Consider the following 18,194-nt stretch of genomic DNA (forward strand, 5'->3'; position numbering starts at 1 on the left):
AGCGGCTCCTTAAGCCTTAGCGCATATCGCGTTCGACACCAGACAGACTCGCCTGGAAAGCCTCACGCGCAAACTGGCGCTCCATGTAATCAAGCAGCGGCTTGGCTGGCCGCGGCAGTTCTATACCCAGAATCGGCAATCGCCAGAGTATTGGCAATAGGCAGCAATCCACCAGGCTTTGTTCCTCGCTGAGGAAAAACGGCTTGTCGGCAAACAATGGCGACACGCCGGTCAGGCTTTCGCGCAGTTCTTTACGCGCTACGACGCGAGCGGCCTCTTTGGTCCGCGAATCCAGGATCAGATCCACGAGACCGCACCAGTCACGCTGAATACGATGAATCAGCAAACGACTGTTGGCACGCGCCACCGGATAAACCGGCAGTAGTGGCGGGTGCGGATAACGCTCATCCAGGTATTCCATCACCACCGTTGACTCCCACAACGCCAGGTCACGATCGACCAGGGTGGGCAAGCTGCCATAAGGGTTCACTTCGATCAGTTTAGGCGGCTGACGGCCAGCTTCCACGTAAATGATCTCGGCGCTTACACCCTTCTCTGCCAGTACGATTCGCACTCGGTGGGAATAGTGGTCGGCGGGGTCGGAGTAACAGGCCAACCGATTGGTCACGCCCATGGCGATCCTCCTCGCTTGTAGAAATTATCGGAAGCGGAAAAACGAGCGCGCCCAGAGGGCGCCTCCCGTAACGCCTGGATCACCAGACTCGTTACACTTTCAGAGACGCCCTTGGGCGCGCGCGATTAACAGCAAATGCTTAAAGCTTTATCAGTGCACATCTTTCCAGTATTCGCGCTTGAGCAAGTAGGCGAATACGAAGAAGAACGCCAGGTACAGCAATACATACGTACCGATGCGCTGATGCTGCAGCTTAACCGGGTTAGCCGAGTAAGCCAGGAAGGTTACCAGATTCTTGACCTTCTCATCGAACTGCTCTTCGGTCAAAGCACCACTTTTCGGCACAATCGTCAGCTCATCGCACGCCTCATGTGTCAGCGGCGTACCGGTGAGCGGATCAAATTGCTTCTTGCCGTCTTCGACGATCTGAACCTGTTTGCAACCGACAACCTGACGACCTTGCAGGCCGACCAGGACGTTTGGCATGCCAACATTCGGGAAGACCTTGTTATTCACACCCCATGGGCGCGCCGGATCTTCATAGAACGACTTCAGGTAGCCATAGAGCCAGTCAGTACCACGAACGCGGGCAACCAGCGTCAGGTCGGGCGGAGCCGCGCCGAACCAGGTCTTGGCGTCAGCTGGCTGCATGCCGATGCTCATGTGGTCGCCAATCTTGGCGCCAGTGAATATCAAATGGCTTTGCATCAGATCCGCAGGGATATCCAGATCATTGGCCACTCGCTCATAGCGCTGGTATTTCGCGCTGTGACAGCCCATGCAATAGTTGGTGAATGTACGCGCACCATCTTGCAAGGCGACTTTGTCAGCAACGTCGATCTCAACCTTTTCGAGCTCAGGCTCAAGAGCGTTGGCAAAAGACACGACAGGAAGCGCAGCAAGAATCAAAACTGCAAATAACTTTTTCATCAGCCAGTCACCCTTTCCGGAACCGGTTTGGTCTTCTCAAGCCTGGTGTAGAACGGCATCAGAATGAAGTAGGCGAAGTACAGGAAGGTACATACCTGCGACAGCAGCGTCCGCTCAGGGGTTGGAGCCAGAACGCCCAGAACGCCCAGGATCACGAACGCGATGCAGAACACCCAGAGCCAGATCTTGCTCAGCCAGCCCTTGTAGCGCATCGACTTGACCGGACTACGGTCCAGCCAAGGCAGGACGAACAGCACAGCAATGGCAGCCCCCATCGCGATTACACCCAGGAGCTTGTCAGGAACAGCCCGAAGGATCGCGTAGAACGGAGTGAAATACCAAACCGGAGCAATATGCGCAGGCGTTTTGAAAGCGTTTGCCGGTTCAAAGTTCGGCTTCTCGAGGAAGTAACCACCCATTTCCGGGAAGAAGAACACGATCGAACAGAAGATGAACAGGAACACCACCACGCCGACGATATCTTTCACGGTGTAGTACGGGTGGAAGGCAATGCCGTCCAGCGGTACACCGTTTTCGTCCTTGTGCTTCTTGATGTCCACGCCGTCCGGGTTGTTCGAACCGACTTCGTGCAATGCCAGAACGTGCAGCACGACCAGGCCGAGAATAACGATCGGCAAGGCAACCACGTGCAAGGCGAAGAAGCGGTTCAGCGTAATACCCGAAATCAGGTAGTCACCACGGATCCACTGGGTCAGGTCGTTACCGATGACCGGGATCGCACCGAACAGCGAGATGATCACCTGGGCACCCCAGTAGGACATCTGGCCCCATGGCAGCAGGTAACCCATGAAGGCTTCAGCCATCAGCGCCAGGTAAATCAGCATGCCGAAGACCCACACCAGCTCACGCGGCTTCTGGTACGAACCGTAGAGCAAGCCACGGAACATGTGCAGATAGACCACGATGAAGAACGCCGAAGCGCCGGTGGAGTGCAGCAGACGCAGGATCGAGCCGTACTCGACGTCGCGCATGATGTATTCGACGGAAGCAAACGCCTCTTCCGCCGACGGGGTGTAGCTCATGGTCAGCCAGACACCGGTAACGATCTGGTTGACCAGAACGAGCAGGGCCAGGGAGCCAAAGAAATAGAAGAAGTTGAAGTTTTTCGGGGCGTAGTACTTGCTGAGATGGTCTTCCCACATCTTGGTCGCGGGAAAGCGCGCATCAACCCAATCCATGAACTTGCTCATCACGCTTTCTCCGTATCGACGCCAATGACAATGATGTCATCGGTCTCATAGGAATGCGGGGGAACTGGCAGGTTCAAAGGCGCGGGTTGCGACTTGTAGACGCGGCCAGCCAGGTCGTAGTGGGAGCCGTGGCATGGGCAGAAATAGCCACCTACCCAGTCTTTGCCAAGATCCGCGGGAGCGACTTCCGGACGGAAAGTCGGCGAGCAACCGAGGTGCGTGCAGATACCAATCAGCAGCAGAACCTCAGGTTTGATCGAACGGGTTTCCGGATCTACATAGGTCGGTTGAGTCGAGTTCTTGGAGGTAGGGTCAGACAACTGGCCCTCGATCTTCTTCAGATTCCCCAGGATTTCCTGCGTACGGCGGACGATGAATACCGGCTGACCGCGCCACTCAGCAATCATCTGCTGGCCTGGCTCGATTTTGCTGACATTCACTTTCACCGGTGCACCTGCGGCTTTCGCCTTGGCACTGGGAAACCATGACCCCACGAACGGGACCGCAGCCCCCACCGCTCCTGCAGCACCCACCACGGATGTGGCTGCTACCAAGAAGCGACGCCGGCCTGCATTCACGCCGTCATTGCTCATTCAGTCCTCTCCCATCAGCTTTGTGGCCTGTTAAATCAGGCATCTACTAAGTAAAACTCTGTACTTATAAAAATTTTGCCGAATGGTAATGAAAACCCCCAATTCTGACAAGGTAATTACCTGAGGGCCCCACTCCCAAGCCTTGTAGTATAGGGGCTCTGCGCGTGTGGCAAGTTGTCACAGAGCAATTCTTTGATAAATCGCACGCATAAAAAAACGCCCAGCTCCGTGAGGAAACTGGGCGTTCTTTTTTTGAACGTGGAAGCGAATTAACGCTTCGAGTACTGCGGACGCTTACGCGCTTTACGCAGACCAACTTTCTTACGTTCAACTTCACGTGCATCGCGGGTTACGAAGCCGGCTTTACGCAGAGCGCTGCGCAGAGTCTCGTCGTAATCCATCAGAGCGCGAGTGATGCCGTGGCGGATTGCGCCAGCTTGACCACTTACACCACCACCGATCACGGTGACGTAGATGTCGAACTTCTCGACAGTCTCAGTCAATTCCAGCGGCTGACGAACTACCATGCGGGCAGTTTCGCGGCCGAAGAAATTATCCAGCGAACGGTTGTTGATGGAGATGTTACCAGTACCCGGACGCAGGAAAACGCGTGCGGTTGCGGTCTTGCGACGGCCAGTGCCGTAATTTTGAGTCGCCGACATAATGAACTATTCCGTTAAATCTTCAGTTCTTGGGGCTGCTGAGCAGTATGAGGGTGTGCAGCGCCCGCATAGACTTTCAGCTTACGGTACATGTCGCGACCCAGCGGGTTCTTAGGCAGCATGCCTTTGACCGCGGTCTCGATCACGCGCTCAGGGGCTTTGGCGATCAGCTTTTCAAAGTTGATCGACTTGATGCCGCCCGGGAAACCGGAGTGGGAGTAGTACATTTTGTCAGTGGTTTTAGCACCGGTAACACGGATCTGCTCAGCGTTGATTACGACGATGTAGTCGCCGGTGTCAACGTGAGGAGTGTACTCAGGCTTGTGCTTGCCACGCAGACGGCTCGCGATTTCGGTGGCCAGACGACCCAGGGTCTGACCAGCAGCGTCGACGACAAACCAGTCGCGCTTTACTGTTTCCGGTTTAGCAGTAAAAGTTTTCATTCTTTATAGCCTCAGGGGCCGCCCTGTAAATTAGACGGCGGATCTTACTGAATAGTGCGTACTTTGACAAGTCAAAGGCAGCCGGATACAGACGCTTTCGGGGGCTCGGGTCGGCGCGTCCGTTCAACGGCAAGATTCTTCGGCGGCGGCGCATCACTTCCACTGCAGAAAGAGGTGCGCAATTATGCAGATTGCGAAAAATAATTCAACCTGCTTTTATGATTGTTTTGCCCAAGGAGCACCCGATGGACTATCGCCAGTTAGGCCGGACCAATCTCAACGTGAGTGCCATCTGCCTCGGAACCATGACCTGGGGCGAGCAAAACAGCGAGGCTGAAGCCTTCGCGCAGATTGAACGGGCCAAGAATGCCGGGATCAACTTCATCGACACCGCCGAAATGTATCCGGTGCCTCCCAAGGCCGAAACCTACGCCACCACCGAACGCTACATCGGTAATTACTTCAAAAGCCGCGGCGACCGTGCCGACTGGATCCTGGCCAGCAAGATCGCCGGACCGGGCAATACCATCGACTACATCCGCGACAAGAACCTGCGGCACAATCGACAGCACATCACCGAAGCCGTGGATGGCAGCCTGAAACGCCTGCAGACCGATTACATCGACCTGTACCAGTTGCACTGGCCGGAGCGCAGCACCAATTTCTTCGGTCAACTGGGTTACAAGCACAAGATCGAAGCCAACCTGACGCCACTGGAAGACACCCTCGAAGCACTGGACGAGCAGGTCAAGGCCGGCAAGATCCGCCACATCGGCCTGTCCAACGAGACACCCTGGGGCACCATGCGCTTCCTCGCCCTGGCCGAAGCACGAGGCTGGCCACGCGCGGTGTCGATCCAGAACCCTTACAACCTGCTCAATCGCAGCTTCGAGGTCGGCCTGGCGGAGATCGCCATTCGTGAACAGTGCGGCCTGCTCGCCTATTCACCGCTGGCGTTCGGGTTTCTGTCCGGCAAATACGAAGGAGGCGCGCGCCCACCAAAAGGTCGCTTGAGTCTCTACAGCCGCTTCAGCCGGTACTTCAACCCGCAGTCGGAAGCTGCTTGCAGCCGTTATGTGGCGCTGGCTCGAGAACACGGCCTGGACCCGGCGCAAATGGCCCTGGCGTTCGTGACACAGCAGCCGTTCGTGACCAGCAACATCATTGGCGCGACCACACTTGAGCAACTGGACAGCAACATCGCCAGTTTCGATCTGAAGCTGTCGGAGGAAGTGCTGGAAGGGATCGAAGCGATCCACAAGGATCAGCCGAACCCTGCGCCTTGATCGAATCGTAGAACCCATCACGGGCAAGCCTATTCCACCGGCGTCATTGAGCCTGTGGGAGCGCTTGCCCGCGATAGCGTCCACCCTGCCAACGCCGATCAAAGCGATCTGGCAATAATCTCCTTCATGATTTCATTGGTCCCGGCATAGATCCGCTGCACCCGCGCATCCGCCCACGCCCGGGCGATCGGGTATTCCCACATGAAGCCGTAACCGCCATGCAACTGCACGCACTCGTCGAGGACCTTGCATTGCAGGTCAGTGCCCCAGTACTTGGCCATCGCAGCGGTTGGCACGTCGAGCTTGCCTTGCAGATGCAACTCCAGGCAGCGATCCACAAAAACCCGACCGATCTGGATTTCTGTCGCCATCTCCGCCAGCTTGAAGCGGGTGTTCTGGAAGTCCGCAATCGCCTTGCCGAACGCCTTGCGCTCGCGGGTGTACTCCAGCGTCCATTGCAATGCCGCTTCGGCCGAAGCGAGGCCGCCGATGGCCACGGTGAGGCGCTCCTGGGGCAATTCCTGCATCAGGTACGCAAACCCCATCCCGGCCTGGCCCAGCAGGTTTTCCTTGGGCACCCGCACGTCCTGGAAAAACAATTCCGAGGTGTCCTGGGCCTTCATGCCGACCTTTTCCAGGCGCTTGCCCTTTTCAAAGCCGGGCGTATTGGCTTCTACCAAGAACAGGCTGGTGCCTTTCGCGCCAGCCTTGGGATCGGTCTTGGCGACGACAATCACCAGATCGGCGAGAAAACCGTTGGTGATAAAGGTCTTCGAGCCGTTGATCACGTATTCGTCGCCGTCCAGCACCGCCGTGGTCTTGACGCCCTGGAGGTCGGAACCGGCGCCAGGTTCGGTCATGGCGATGGCGGTGACCAGCTCCCCGGAAACCAGTTTCGGCAGGTATTTGTGTTTCAACATTTCACTGCCGTAATGCAGGATGTAGGGCGCCACGATGTCCGAATGCAGGGAAAAACCGATGCCGGTCAACCCCAGGCGCCCCACCTCTTCGATCACCACCGCACTGTAGAGAAAGTCTGCGCCCAACCCGCCGTATTCCTCCGGCAGATGCGAGCACAACATTCCCGCCTCCCCTGCCTTGTTCCACAGTTGACGGTCGATGTAGCCCTGTTTTTCCCATTGTCCGTGGAACGGCACGGCCTCTTTTTCGAGGAACGTTCGCACACTGTCACGAAAAAGTTCGTGCTCGGAACTGAACAAGGTTCTGGGAATCATGCGGCACCTTTCTTGGTATTGGCAGGAATGAACCTTCAGAGACTAAGCCCCGCGTCCGATACAGGACACTGGACACATCCGACAAAAAATAAGACGATCCAGCCGTCTGGTGACCACTTTCCCCTATAAGAATAAAGTTGAATTATGTCTAACCAAGCCTCCACGCCCCTGCGGCGCGTCAGCATCCTGGCTATCGACCGGGTTTTCGCTTCCACCCTCATGCAAGCCAAGGATTTCTTCCACCTCGCCAGCCTGCGCTACGGCAAACAGCTGGGCCACGGCCTGACACCGGCGTTCGAAACACGCCTGGTCAGCCCCGACGGCCAGTCGGTCAACACGTTCAGTGATGTGAAGATCCCGGTAGACGGCGGCCTGGAAAATGCCGACATCATTGTCATTCCGGCCTTCTGGGACGATTTCGACACCCTGAGCAAACGTTATCCACAGGTCCTGCCCTGGCTGCGCCAGCAACATGCCCGTGGCGCGGTGCTCTGTGGCGAAGCGACCGGCGTGTTCTGGCTGGCCGAGGCCGGACTGCTCAACGGCAAGGAAGCGACCACCTACTGGCGCTTCTTCAATGCCTTCGCCGAACGCTTCCCGCAGGTCCAGCTCAACCAGGACAAACATCTGACCGACGCTGACAACCTCTACTGCGCCGGCGGCACCACATCGGCGTGTGACCTCTATATCTATCTGATCGAGCGTTTCTGCGGCGCCAATGTGTCCCAAGCCGTGGCACGGGACATTCTTTATGAAGTCCAGCGCAGCTACTCACCGGGTCGCATCGGCTTTGGCGGACAAAAGCTGCATCAAGACGTGATCATCCTGCAGATCCAGCATTGGCTCGAAGAACACTTTGCCGACAAGTTCCGCTTCGAAGATGTCGCCCGCGAACACGGCATGAGCATCCGCAACTTCATGCGCCGCTTCCAGACCGCCACCGGCGACAAGCCCCTGCACTACCTGCAACGCCTGCGCATCGAAACCGCCAAGGGGCTGCTGTCCGGGAGCCGCAAGAGCATCAAGACCATCAGCTACGAAGTCGGCTACGACGATGCGAGCTTCTTCGCACGCCTGTTCCGCCAGCACACTGAGCTGTCGCCGAACCAGTATCGGCAGCAGTTTCAGCAGGCGGCCTAGGCCTGAACGTCAAGCCAACGCCAATGTGTGAGCAAGCTCGCTCCCACAGGGTTTGTGGCGAGTCAGAAGGCATAAAAAAAGGGCCTGCATGTGCAGGCCCTTTTTGTATTCCGAAATATCCTACGGCTTGTGCGGACGCGACAGGAATTCGTGGGACTGCATTTCCAGCAGGCGGCTGAGGGTGCGCTGAAATTCAAAGTTCAGGCGACCGCCGGTGTAGAGATCCTTGAGCTCAACTTCGGCAGAAATGATCAGTTTCACGTTACGGTCGTAGAACTCGTCGACCATGTTGATGAAGCGTCGGGCGATGTCGTCGGTGGTGACGCTCATCTGCTCGACACCGCTGAGCAACACAGCGTGGAAGATCTTGCCCAGTTCGATGTAGTCGTTCTGGCTGCGCGGGCCGTCGCAGAGTTCGCGGAAGTCGAACCAGGCCACGTCATCGCAGGTGCGCAGGGCACGGATTTCGCGGTTTTCGATCATCAGCACATCATTCTCGATCGCTGCCGTGCACTCTGGCGTCAGCGCACGGAAGCTTTTGCGCAGGCTTTCGTGGGACGCTTCGTCGAGCGGATAGTGGAACAGCTCCGCTTGTTCGAGGTGGCGCAGACGGTAATCGACGCCGCTGTCGACGTTGACGATTTCGGTGTTCTGCTTGATCAGCGCAATGGCCGGCAAGAAGCGAGCGCGCTGCAAGCCGTCCTTGTACAGGCCGTCCGGCACGATGTTCGAGGTCGCAACCAGGGTCACGCCGTTCTTGAACAGTTCTTCCATCAAGGTGCCAAGGATCATGGCGTCGGTGATGTCGGAAACGAAGAACTCATCGAAGCAGATCACCCGGGCTTCGGCGGAGAAACGCTTGGCGATGATGGTCAGCGGGTTTTTCTCGCCGCCCAGGGTCTTCATCTCTTCGTGCACGCGCTTCATGAAGCGGTGGAAGTGAGTGCGGGACTTTTCCTTGAACGGCAGCGCCTCGAAGAAGGTGTCGACCAGGTAAGTCTTGCCGCGACCCACGCCACCCCAGAAGTACAGGCCTTTGACCGGGGTCTGATCCTTCTTGCCAAACAGTTTGCCCAGCAGGCCCGGTTTGTTCTGCTCGGCTGCGACCAGATCGTCATACAGGCGCTGCAAATGACGCACAGCCGTTTCCTGCGCAGCGTCATGGAAGAATTCCGGGCGTTTCAGATCAGCTTGATATCGTTCTAGGGGCGTCATAATTCGTTAGCAAGGCAACAAAAACGGGCCGTCACTGTAGCGATGGCCCGTGGGAATGGCAATCAGCCCTTGGTCGGGCCGTGCCGTTGATTATTCCTGAACCGGCGTCAAAGCGATCCGCAATGCTTCGATTGCAGCATCGCGCGCAGCGCTGTCGGCGAAGGCTGGGCTCTGGGCGACACAGTCGCCTTCCAGCCAGACGCCGAAGCTCAGGTCTTCATTGCGCACGTCCAGTGGCTGGCCCGATTGCAGCTGCTTGGTCACCTGGCCGGCGGTTTTACCGTCAGCGAAGTTGCGCGACAGCAGCAGTTGCTCGCCATCGGCCGCCAGCAGACGGAAGCGGAAACTGCCGTCGTCTTCGCGGAAGCTGACAAAACGTGCAGCTTTTGCCGCTTTTTTCTTGGTGGTCGCTGCAACCTGGGTTTGGGCAACGAACGAACGCAGACCCACCGCCTCACGCAGTTCGTTGAGGAACGGTGTCGCCACTGAGCGGGCCTTTTTCGCGCCGTGCTGCAGGATGTCTTCCAGGTCCGCCGGGCGCTCGATCAACTGGTGATAGCGTTCGCGCGACTCGCCCAATTCATTGTCCAGCAACTGGAACAGGCGGTTCTTCGCCTCGCCCCAACCCAGGCCCTGCAGCAGTTCGCTGCGGAACTCGTCGGATTGCGCCGGTGTGGCGAACGCCTGGAACAATGTGAACAAGTGCGAATTGTCCGGATCCTTCGCTTCGCCCGGCGCACGGGAGTCAGTGACGATCCGCGAAATCGCGTCCTTCATCTCTTTGGCGCTGCTGAACAACGGGATGGTGTTGTCGTAGCTTTTCGACATCTTGCGACCGTCGAGGCCTGGCAGCGTGGCAACGCTTTCCTCGATCAGTGCCTCGGGCATGGTGAAGAATTCTTTGCCCTGGCCGAACAGGTGGTTGAAGCGCTGACCGATATCCCGGGCCATTTCCACGTGCTGGATCTGGTCGCGACCGACCGGCACCTTGTGCGCGTTGAACATCAGAATGTCCGCCGCCATCAGCACCGGGTAGCTGTACAGGCCCATGGTGATGCCGGCGTCCGGGTCTTCGCCGGTCTCGACATTCTTGTCCACCGATGCCTTGTAGGCGTGGGCACGGTTGAGCAGGCCCTTGGCGGCAACGCAGGTCAGCAGCCAGGTCAGTTCAGGGATTTCCGGGATGTCGGACTGGCGGTAGAAAGTCACGCGGTCCACATCCAGGCCACCGGCCAACCAGGTCGCGGCGATTTCCAGACGCGAGCGCTGGATGCGCAGCGGGTCATCGCATTTGATCAGGGCGTGGTAGTCCGCCAGGAAGTAGAACGAATCGGCATTGCTGTCACGGCTGGCGACGATCGCCGGACGGATGGCGCCGGCGTAGTTGCCCAGGTGCGGCGTGCCGGTGGTGGTGATGCCGGTGAGGATACGGGTACGAGTCGTCATGGGTAATCGCTTGTCAGACTGCAATCATTTCGAAAGACGCGGCAGGATCAGATCCTTGAGATCGGTCAGCTTGCCATGAAAAAAGTGTCCGCATTCTGCCACTTTCAGCAGCTCATGGGGACGTTCGAGCTTGTCGGACCATTGGTAAACGAGCTGCGGATCGATGACTTCGTCGGTTTCCGGCTGAATCAGGGTCAGTTCGCCGTTCTGCGGCAACTGATCCTGATCCCCCAGGCGCATGACCGCCGGCGCGACCATGAACAGATGCTTGAGACGCTCGCCCTGCGCTTCCAGGCGCCCGCCGAGACTGGCGGCGACAAAACCGCCGAAGGAAAAACCGAAGAGGTTCAGTGGCAAATCCGGGTGCCGGGCCCGAAACCACTTGGCCACGGCCTGGGCATCATCGACTTCGCCCGTGCCCATGTCGTGGGAGCCTTCGCTGGCACCGACGCCACGGTAATTGAAACGCAAGGTAATCAAACCGGCATCGCGCGCGGTGCGCTGCAGGGTCGAGACCACTTTGTTGAGCATGGTGCCGCCCTGCACCGGGTTCGGATGGCAGATCAGCGCCAGGCCGCGCGGCTGCTCGTTATCCAGGTAAAGTGCTTCCAGTTGACCGACCGGGCCATCAATCACTACAGGGGTTTCACGCATAAGCAAGGAAGGAACTCCGTGACCTCGAATCGGGTCGACTCGTCTAGCAAATTGTCTGTCGCTGTCTATTGCGAGTGAATCGCGGTATACAGCGCAGGTTCGAGCCGTTAACGTAAAGCAAAGCCGTTTATAGAGGAAGGACTCGTGGAACACTCGCTCTTAGTTTGGTTGTTGCCGACTCTTGCCCTGGTTGTGGGTGTCGCCATTGGATTCCTGATCGCTCGCCTTGCGCCGAATGCCGCGCCTAGCAGCACGCAACGTCAGCTGGACGATATTCAGGAACGTTTCGACAGTTATCAGAATGAGGTGGTGACCCACTTCAACAGCACTGCAACACTGGTCAAGAAACTGACTCAGAGCTACCAGGAAGTGCAGGATCATCTCGCCGAAGGCGCCAACCGCCTGGCCCTGGACGAGCAGACCCGCCAACGCCTGCTGGCCTCTCTGCACGCCGACGCGGCGCAGGCTCCACGGGAACGCCTGACGCCGCCGCGCAATCAGGAACCACCGCGTGACTACGCGCCTAAAGCCCCGAACGCACCGGGCATGCTCGACGAGCATTACGGCCTGAAGAAGTAATCTGGTTTCAGGTATGAAAAAGCCCCCGGACGAGTGATTGTCCGAGGGCTTTTTTTTGTTTTTGAACTCTTCTTTGCCCGGCCTGCCCCCATCGCGAGCAGGCTCGCTCCCACAGAAGGGCCGCTTGAACTGTGGGAGCGAGCCTGCTCGCGATGGGGCCGGATTCAACGACAAAAAAAGCCGCCCGATCTTTTCAGGATCGGGCGGCTCTTTCACGCCTGGGATTCAGTCAGGCGATCAAGGGTATTGCTGGACGGTGCCTTGTTGCTGGCCGCCATACTGCTGACCCGGAATCGCCTTGAGGTTGACCTCGACACGGCGGTTCTGCGCACGGCCATTGACGTCGCCGTTGCTGGCAATCGGGTTATCCGGGCCGGCGCCACGGGCGCTCAGGTTGGCACCGCTCACGCCTTGCGACGTCAGGTAGGTCGCCACGCTCTGCGCACGACGCTGGGACAGGTCCATGTTGTGCTGACGGCTGCCGGTGCTATCGGTATAACCGACGATCTCGATCTGGTTCTGGTTGAACTCTTTCAGCGAGCCGGCCAGGTTGTTCAGTGGCTGGTAGAAGCTCGGGGCGATGTTCGCCGAATCGGTGGCGAACGTGATGTTGCCCGGCATGATCAGTTTGATCTGATCGCCCTGGCGCTGCACTTCAACACCGGTATTGGCCATGCTGGCCCGCAGTTTTTTCTCCTGCTGGTCGGCGTAGTAGCCGTAACCGGCAGCGGAGGCACCGCCCAGCGCCGCGCCGATCAATGCCCCTTTGCCACGGTTATCGTGGTTGATGGCCGCACCCGCCACAGCACCTGCCAGAGCGCCGAGACCACCGTATTTGGCGGTTTTGCTCATACCCGTGGAGCCGCTATCCGCCTGACCCTGGCCGTCGTACGGGTTGGGCGAGGCACAACCGGACAACAGCGCCACGGCTGTAGCAACAATAATCAAACGACGCGTGGTGAACATGTAGAGCTCCTACTTTTTACATTCTGTGGTGCAACGAACTTAAGCATCGAACCATTGCGGGCGTTGGATCGTCTCGCCGGACAAAAATTCCGCCCGTTACAATTCAAGCCCGAACAAAAGGATTTTCGCGCATTTCATCGCCGAGTCGGGTATCGGGACCATGGCCGGCCACCACCGTGGCCTCCTCGTCGAGGGTGTACAGACGCTGCTTGATCGAGCGCACGATAGTCGCCTGATCGCCGCCCCACAAATCCGTGCGCCCCACTCCGCGGCGAAACAGGGTATCGCCGGCAATCAACAGCTTCGCATCGGAAAACCAGAAGCTCATGGATCCCGGCGTATGCCCCGGCGTGTGCAGCGCCACACCGCAACCGCAAGCCAACTCTTCATCATCGGCCAGCCAACGGTCCGGTGATGGCACTGGCGTGTAGGGCACGCCGAACATCTGGCACTGCATCTCCAGGTTGTCCCAGAGGAATTGATCTTCTTTGTGCAGGTGCAAGGTGGCGCCGGTTTTCTCCTTCAACTGACCGGAGGCCAGGAAGTGATCGAGATGCGCGTGAGTGTGAATGATGCTGACCACTTTGAGGCCCAACGCATCGAGCCGAGCCAGGATCAACTCATGGTTGCCTCCCGGGTCGACGACAATGGCCTTTTTCGTTACCGGATCGCCGATGATCGTGCAGTTGCACTGCAAAGGGCCGACGGGGAAGGTTTCTCGAATGAGGGTGGTTGGCGGGGACATCGCAGAGGGCTCAATCAACAGGGATGGGTAATGTTCGCACAAATCGGCGCCCGGCAATTTACCGCCCTGTGTAACTTTAGTTTCACCCTTAACCCAACACCCCCAACTCCTTCGCCCGTGCAACCGCCTGCGTACGCCGCTCCACCCCGAGCTTGCTGTTGATGTGGCTGGCGTGGGTCTTGACCGTGTGCAGGGAAATAAACAGCTGATCACTGATTTCCTGGTTCGAACAGCCTTGGGCGATCAGGCGCAGCACAGACAGTTCACGCGTACTGAGCTGTTCTGCCGCTGCGGTGGATTCCAGCGCCGGGCGGACCACGGGCGTCGGAAGTTTCTCGGCCAGGTCCTGGCAAACGGTCGTCGGCGCACAGAGTTGAAGCTGTCCACGCAGCCAGTCCGGGTGCTCGGCCAACAACCTGTCAAACGGTTGCAGCACGCCACCGGCAGCCGCCTCTAAGGCCTGTCCCAAGGCCTTTCGAGCCTCGGGTTCGCGTCCAGTGCTCAGCAACAACGAGGTTATTTGCGTCAGTGCCATCGTACTGAGCAACTGCCGACCGGTTTGCTGACCACGTTCGAGCAGAGCATTCAAACGCCCCTCGGCCAGCATCGGTTGGCCCTGAATAACCTCCAGCAAAGCTTGCTGCAGCTCGATGTGCAGTGGCAGTTGCGGGTGGAATTCAGGAGGCGCCGCCGGGTGTTCGCCGTTGTAGGTCTGGCTCAATCTCGTCAGCCATGCTTCGGCCAGATCGGTGCGCCCCTGCGCCAGCCAGAGTTCGCATTTGACCAGCGTGATCATCGCCAGATAGTAGATGGGCGGCACATCCCAAATGTGCATCAGCCGTTCGGCTTCGGCCAGCTCGGCAAAGGCCTTGGCGAACTCGCCACTGCTGCCTTCCAGCCGCGCGATCACGCAGTGGCCGATCAGCACGCTGATGTCGCGGCATGCACGTGCCTCGCTCAACCCGACCTGCAATCGCGCCTTCGCCGCTTGTGGTTGCAGGCGCTGCGCCAGCAGAAATCCTTCGTACAAGGCCAGTCTCGCGCGTACCGCATAAAGCCGTTGCGCCGATAAACCTTGCAGACGTTGCAACCCTTGACGGACTTCATCCAGTGAACGAAGGATTTCCCCGCGCGCCTGCAGCACTCGGGCGCGGTCGTAGTGGGCCAGCGCTTCGAACAACGGATTGCCAACCCGCTGTGCCAACTCCAGAGAATCCCGGTTCAACTCGCGTGCACGCCACAAGTCGCCATCGGCGATGGCGAGATTGGACAGGGTCGAGAGGCACATCAAACGCTGCCCGTAGCGTTTGCACGGAAGGCTTTCCAACGCCTCGCTGCAATAGAGCAGCGTTAGCTCGCGATTGCCGCGCCCGCGAGCGATGATCCCGCTCAGTGCCAGCCACTGCGCCAGCATGGACTTCTGCGCCGTGGCCGACGGGGCCGGCAGGAAGCGGCTCAAATGGCTCGACAGCTCCTCGGCCGCATCCAGTTGACAGGCCAGCCCCAACGCCCAGCTGTAGAGGACGATCAGGCGCGGCGTGCTGATGAGCAAGCTGTCGGGCAAGTCCATTTTCCAGCGCAGCAACATGCCGACGTTTTGCTCGGCCAGCAATTGCTCTTCGGAAAGGTTTTGTACCAGGTTCGCCGCCACATCCAGGTGTCCGGCGCGCAAGGCCTGCTCCACCGCTTCGTCGAGCAAACCCTGGGCATTGAACCAGCGACAGGCACGCAGGTGCAGGCTCGCGGCCGGCACCACTGGCTGTGCGGTAGGCCGCGTGCGCAGCAGATCGGAGAACAGATGGTGATAACGATACCAGTGGCCGTGTTCGTCCAGTGGCACCAGAAAAACCTGGTGTGCAGCCAGAAAACGCAGGATCTCGGCGCTGTCATGCGCGTCGCGAATGGCGTCGCACAGCTCACTGCAAAAACGTTCCTGGGGCGCCGTGTCGTAAAGGAACGATTGAACCTCGGCGGGCAGGCAATCGATCACTTCTTCAAGCAGGTAATCGCGGATCAGTCCCTCTCCGCCGTGCAGCGCCTGGGGCAATGCTCCTTGGCTGCCTGCCTCCGAGGCCGCCAGCAACCAGAAGCGCAACCCGGCTACCCAACCTTCGCTGCGCTGAATCAGGCTCTCCAGGGCCTCACCGCGCAATGAACTGCTGTGCCGGTCGAGCAAGGTCAAGGCTTCGTCGTGGGTCAGGCGCAAGTCCTGCTCATTCAGCTCAAGCAGTTGCCGCGACAAGCGCAGCCGCGCCAGATGCCAGTCAGGGCGCTGGCGACTGGTGACCATGACCAGCAAGCCGTCGGGCAAATGGTTGAGGAAAAACTGCAGGCAGCGATCAAGCACCGGCCCCTGGGCCAGATGATAGTCATCGAGCACGAGTAACAGCGGCGTCGCTGTCGAAAGGTGCACCGCCAGCTCGTCGAGCAAGCCGTCCAGCCATTCCTCGAAAGCAAACGGTTGATGCCGCTGGCGCATCTTCAACAGCCCCAGGGACTGCCTGCCCAGTTGTGGAAAATAGTCCTGAAGGCCTTCGAGCAAGCGTTCGAGGAATCGACCCGGATCACTGTCTCGCGGGCTCAATCCCAGCCAAAGGCTTTGCCAATGGGCCGGCAGCGACTGACAGAACTCCACCGCCAACGAACTTTTCCCGAACCCTGCCGGTGCACTGACCAGTAACAGCCGACCATTGAGCCCCGTACTCAGACGCTCGCAAAGACGAGGCCGCAGCACATGGCCGTCGGGCAAGGGTGGCCGGAAAAAACGCCCGGCCAGCGTGGCGACGGCAACGCTTGCAGGACCTGGTGGAGGGAACAGATCAGTCATGGCCGGCTCTTGTTTGAATTGCGGATGGCGGCGTTGCAGATGTCCGCAGACTAGCGGTAAACGAAGTGGTTATGAAGGTTGTTGCTACAAATGACTACAAAAAGTCTACGAACAAAAGATCACAGCCTCGTTTCACTCCATGGCGCCGACGTTGAAATGAGGCCGCCAGCTTTATCAACGCACAAAAAAAACGCCCCGAACCAGTCGGGGCGTTTCTAGAGGATGCGGCCTCTGTTCAGTGCACGTTAGCGAACACCATCCTGACGCAAGGCCGCCGGGGTGAAGTCGCTGGTGGTGGCCGTAAAGCCGAAGTCGTACGCGGACTTTTCTTCGTTCTTCATGCCCAATGCCAGGTAACGGCCCGATTGCAGGTCGTACAAGGCTTCCAGCGCATACCACGGTACTTGCTTGTCGTAGTAGTTCTCGGCATGAGCCTCGGCGACACGCCACAGTTGGTTACGACCGTCGTAGTGATCGATCACCGCTGCTTGCCAGGTGTCTTCGTCGATGTAGAAGTCACGCTTGGCATAGATATGGCGCTGACCTTCCTTCAAGGTGGCGACCACATGCCAGACGCGGCGCAGCTCGTAACGCGCCAGGTCCTGGTTGATGTGACCGGCCTTGATGATGTCGGTGTACTTCAGATTCGGGTCGTCGAGCTTGTAGGCGTCGGAGGCGATGTACATCTCTTTCTTGCCTTCGAGTTTCCAGTCGTAACGATCCGGCGCACCGTTGTACATGTCCAGGTTGTCGGAGGTACGCAGGCCATCGGCTGCGGTACCCGGCCCGTCATAGGACACTTGCGGCGCACGACGCACACGGCGCTGACCGGCGTTGTAGACCCAGGCCGAACGCGGTTCCTTAACCTGGTCGAGGGTTTCGTGAACCAGCAGCACACCACCGGCCAGACGTGCCGGAGCGGTCACTTTCTGCTTGAAGTAGAACAGGATGTTGCCCGGGTTTTTCGGGTCGTAATCCTTCATCTTGTCGCGGAACACGAACTGGTCCTGGAAGTACACCAGGCTGAACGAGCCGTTTGGCTGCGGCGTAGCCTGGGTGACCAGGCGGGTTACGCTGCCGCCGCGATAGCGGGTGATGTGGTTCCAGATGACTTCAACGCCGCTTTTCGGAATCGGGAACGGCACTGCGGTTTCGAAGTTTTCCAGACCGTTGCCGCCGGATACCAGATTGGTATTGGTGGCGTTGCGCTTGATGGCGGCGAACACGTCATCCGGCACGGTAGCGCCACGATGGGACGGGTAAACCGGCATCTTGAAGGTTTCCGGGTAACGCTTGAACATCGCGTACTGGCCCGGGGCGAGCTTGTCCTTGTACTGCTCGACGTTCTGCGCCGTGATGATGAACAGCGGTTTTTCGCTGGCGTACGGATTGGACAGGAAACCTTTGCTGTCGACGGAACCGGCGTTCTTCGGCATGGGTTTCCAGGCCGGGATCGAACCGTCGGCGTTACCCGCCATTTCGGCCCCCATGGGGGTCAGGCTCTTGCCCAGCTTGTCCGCCTCGGCTGCCGGGACCGCCGCCATGACACTGGTCGCCAGCAGCGAAAGCCCCAGAACACCGGCGTGGAACAGACTCTTTGTTATTTTCATATGTGCGTTCGTCCTGAA

General features: G+C 58.6%; 17 protein-coding genes. 3 read left to right on the forward strand and 14 right to left on the reverse strand.

All coding sequences use genetic code 11. From position 1 onward, the window contains the following. Positions 1-16 precede the first annotated feature (16 nt). The 6 genes from GQ39_RS20075 to rplM all read right to left on the reverse strand — a co-directional run bounded on the left by GQ39_RS20075 (position 17) and on the right by rplM (position 4,473). Complete coding sequence (locus GQ39_RS20075; RefSeq protein ID WP_007939828.1) at positions 17-634, reverse strand: glutathione S-transferase N-terminal domain-containing protein; 618 nt, start codon at positions 632-634, stop codon at positions 17-19. A 150-nt stretch (positions 635-784) separates the two neighbouring features. Further along, positions 785-1,564 (reverse strand): cytochrome c1, encoded by a 780-nt coding sequence (locus tag GQ39_RS20080; RefSeq protein WP_047533003.1) that lies wholly within the window; start codon positions 1,562-1,564, stop codon positions 785-787. Beyond that, positions 1,564-2,775 (reverse strand): cytochrome b, encoded by a 1,212-nt coding sequence (locus tag GQ39_RS20085; RefSeq protein ID WP_047533006.1) that lies wholly within the window; start codon positions 2,773-2,775, stop codon positions 1,564-1,566. The genes GQ39_RS20080 and GQ39_RS20085 overlap by 1 nt, the downstream gene beginning before the upstream one ends. Further along, a complete protein-coding gene (gene petA, locus GQ39_RS20090; protein WP_047533009.1) occupies positions 2,775-3,368 on the reverse strand; it encodes a ubiquinol-cytochrome c reductase iron-sulfur subunit in 594 nt (197 codons plus the stop codon). The genes GQ39_RS20085 and petA overlap by 1 nt, the downstream gene beginning before the upstream one ends. A 269-nt stretch (positions 3,369-3,637) precedes the next feature. After that, the gene (gene rpsI / locus GQ39_RS20095) at positions 3,638-4,030 is read right to left on the reverse strand and encodes a 30S ribosomal protein S9 (RefSeq protein ID WP_003228056.1); all 393 of its coding nucleotides are present in this window, start codon (positions 4,028-4,030) and stop codon (positions 3,638-3,640) included. Between the two features lie 14 nt (positions 4,031-4,044). Further along, positions 4,045-4,473 (reverse strand): 50S ribosomal protein L13, encoded by a 429-nt coding sequence (gene rplM / locus GQ39_RS20100; protein WP_003228062.1) that lies wholly within the window; start codon positions 4,471-4,473, stop codon positions 4,045-4,047. A gap of 245 nt (positions 4,474-4,718) precedes the next feature. Between rplM and GQ39_RS20105 the strand changes: the two genes are divergently transcribed. Next, a complete protein-coding gene (locus GQ39_RS20105; RefSeq protein ID WP_047533026.1) occupies positions 4,719-5,759 on the forward strand; it encodes an NADP(H)-dependent aldo-keto reductase in 1,041 nt (346 codons plus the stop codon). A 98-nt stretch (positions 5,760-5,857) separates the two neighbouring features. On the opposite strand, the gene GQ39_RS20110 is transcribed toward GQ39_RS20105, so the two are convergent. After that, positions 5,858-6,994, reverse strand: coding sequence for an acyl-CoA dehydrogenase family protein (locus GQ39_RS20110; protein ID WP_047533029.1), 1,137 nt, complete (start codon positions 6,992-6,994; stop codon positions 5,858-5,860). A gap of 219 nt (positions 6,995-7,213) precedes the next feature. Here GQ39_RS20110 and GQ39_RS20115 point away from each other — a divergent pair, with 219 nt between their 5' ends. Continuing rightward, a complete protein-coding gene (locus tag GQ39_RS20115; RefSeq protein WP_174552506.1) occupies positions 7,214-8,134 on the forward strand; it encodes a GlxA family transcriptional regulator in 921 nt (306 codons plus the stop codon). Between the two features lie 120 nt (positions 8,135-8,254). Here GQ39_RS20115 and zapE read toward each other — a convergent pair whose 3' ends face one another. The 3 genes from zapE to GQ39_RS20130 all read right to left on the reverse strand — a co-directional run bounded on the left by zapE (position 8,255) and on the right by GQ39_RS20130 (position 11,449). Continuing rightward, the gene (zapE, locus tag GQ39_RS20120) at positions 8,255-9,349 is read right to left on the reverse strand and encodes a cell division protein ZapE (protein ID WP_047533035.1); all 1,095 of its coding nucleotides are present in this window, start codon (positions 9,347-9,349) and stop codon (positions 8,255-8,257) included. 90 nt (positions 9,350-9,439) lie between these two features. Continuing rightward, positions 9,440-10,795 carry a tryptophan--tRNA ligase gene (locus tag GQ39_RS20125; RefSeq protein ID WP_047533037.1) on the reverse strand — a complete coding sequence of 452 codons (1,356 nt, stop codon included), beginning with the start codon at positions 10,793-10,795 and terminating at the stop codon, positions 9,440-9,442. Positions 10,796-10,819: 24 nt separating this feature from the next. Next, positions 10,820-11,449, reverse strand: a complete 630-nt coding sequence (locus GQ39_RS20130) for an alpha/beta hydrolase (RefSeq protein WP_047533040.1) — start codon at positions 11,447-11,449, stop codon at positions 10,820-10,822. A gap of 144 nt (positions 11,450-11,593) precedes the next feature. Between GQ39_RS20130 and GQ39_RS20135 the strand changes: the two genes are divergently transcribed. Beyond that, positions 11,594-12,028 carry a YhcB family protein gene (locus GQ39_RS20135; RefSeq protein WP_047533043.1) on the forward strand — a complete coding sequence of 145 codons (435 nt, stop codon included), beginning with the start codon at positions 11,594-11,596 and terminating at the stop codon, positions 12,026-12,028. 237 nt (positions 12,029-12,265) lie between these two features. Here GQ39_RS20135 and GQ39_RS20140 read toward each other — a convergent pair whose 3' ends face one another. From GQ39_RS20140 to GQ39_RS20155, 4 genes are all read right to left on the reverse strand, one after another. Continuing rightward, positions 12,266-12,994, reverse strand: a complete 729-nt coding sequence (locus tag GQ39_RS20140; RefSeq protein ID WP_047533045.1) for an OmpA family protein — start codon at positions 12,992-12,994, stop codon at positions 12,266-12,268. A gap of 103 nt (positions 12,995-13,097) precedes the next feature. Further along, positions 13,098-13,739, reverse strand: a complete 642-nt coding sequence (locus GQ39_RS20145) for an MBL fold metallo-hydrolase (protein WP_047533048.1) — start codon at positions 13,737-13,739, stop codon at positions 13,098-13,100. A gap of 88 nt (positions 13,740-13,827) precedes the next feature. After that, positions 13,828-16,566: a LuxR C-terminal-related transcriptional regulator gene (locus GQ39_RS20150; protein WP_047533051.1), complete on the reverse strand. Its 2,739-nt coding sequence runs from the start codon at positions 16,564-16,566 to the stop codon at positions 13,828-13,830. Positions 16,567-16,811: 245 nt separating this feature from the next. After that, a complete protein-coding gene (locus tag GQ39_RS20155) occupies positions 16,812-18,176 on the reverse strand; it encodes a DUF1329 domain-containing protein (RefSeq protein ID WP_047533054.1) in 1,365 nt (454 codons plus the stop codon). Positions 18,177-18,194 lie beyond the last annotated feature (18 nt).

The organism is Pseudomonas sp. 11/12A (assembly GCF_000800055.1).
GTDB lineage: Bacteria > Pseudomonadota > Gammaproteobacteria > Pseudomonadales > Pseudomonadaceae > Aquipseudomonas > Aquipseudomonas mohnii.